Source organism: Ruegeria sp. AB9 (assembly GCF_056542585.1).
The window spans coordinates 1-1,220 of record NZ_JBQGAA010000059.1; the positions used below are offsets into that span (position 1 = coordinate 1).

Genomic DNA, 1,220 nt, shown 5'->3' on the forward strand with positions numbered 1-1,220 from the left:
TGAGCAGCCTCATCTGACTGGTCCAAATTGATTGTTAGTGCATCATCGGCCTGTGATCCATCGGGATGATGGTTTCGGGTGCTGGCGGGCGATAGCCCAGAGCACTGTGGGGTCGTTTTGTGTTGTAGCTTTTTCTCCATTGTTCGATCAGGATTTGTGCTTTGCGTAGGCTGTAGAAGATTTCGCCGTTGAGTAGCTCGTCCCTGAACCGGCCATTGAAGCTTTCACAATATTCGTTCTCCCATGGGCTGCCGGATTCGATGTAAGCCGTCTTGGCACCGACGGCAGCAATCCAGTCTCGGACAGCCTGGGCGACAAATTCCGGCCCATTGTCTGAACGTATGAAACTCGGCGCGCCGCGAAGTAAGAATAGGTCTGTCAGGACATCGATTACATCGGTCGAGTTCAGCTTCCGCTCGCCCCTGATAGCCAAACATTCCCGACTGTACTCATCAAGGATGTTCAGCGTCCTGAAAGCTTTGCCATCATCGGTTCGGCAATGGACGAAGTCATAGGACCACACGTGGTTGCGATACTCCGGCCGCAGCCGAACTCACGACCCATCGTTTAGCCAGAGCCGTCCTTTCTTCGGTTGTTTCACTGGCACTTTCAGCCCCTCTCGCCGCCAGAGCCGTTCAACCCGCCCATCACTGACGAACCATCCAGCCTCTCTCAGCAGCGCAGCGACCCTGCGATAACCATATCGGCCATATTGACGGGTCAGCTCGATCATGTCGGCCACCAGCCGGTCTTCGTCTGCGCGACCTTGTGGGACGCGCCGTTGCGTAGACCGGTGTTGTCTAAGCACGCGGCAGGCGCGTCGCTCAGATACTTTGAGCTGGCTGCGGACATGATCGATGCAGGCACGACGACGAGCGGGGATCAGTAGTTTCCCTTTGTGGCTTCCGTCAGGATTAATTTGTCCAACGTCAGATCAGAAACCGCGCGCCTCAGCCGTTCGTTCTCTTTCTGAAGTCGCTTCAGTTCTTTCAACTGATCTACACCCATTCCACCGTACTTCTTTCTCCAGCGGTAATAGGTTTGTTCAACAACGCCGATCTGCCTGATCGTATCAAGACGGGACATGCCTTGCCCCATCAGAACTTCAACCTGCCGTAACTTCGAGACAATTTCTTCGGGCTTTGGTCTCTTGTTTGCCATTCGTGGTCCTCCGTTTCCTAAACATAACGGTGGACCAGTTCAGTTGGGGAGGCTCAGCG

1 pseudogene is annotated in these 1,220 nt (G+C 54.5%); it reads right to left on the reverse strand.

Annotation, left to right across the window (positions count from 1 at the left end):
- Positions 1–34: 34 nt before the first annotated feature.
- Positions 35–1,161, reverse strand: a pseudogene (locus tag ACR0K5_RS25105) (IS3 family transposase).
- Between the last annotated feature and the right edge of the window lie 59 nt (positions 1,162–1,220).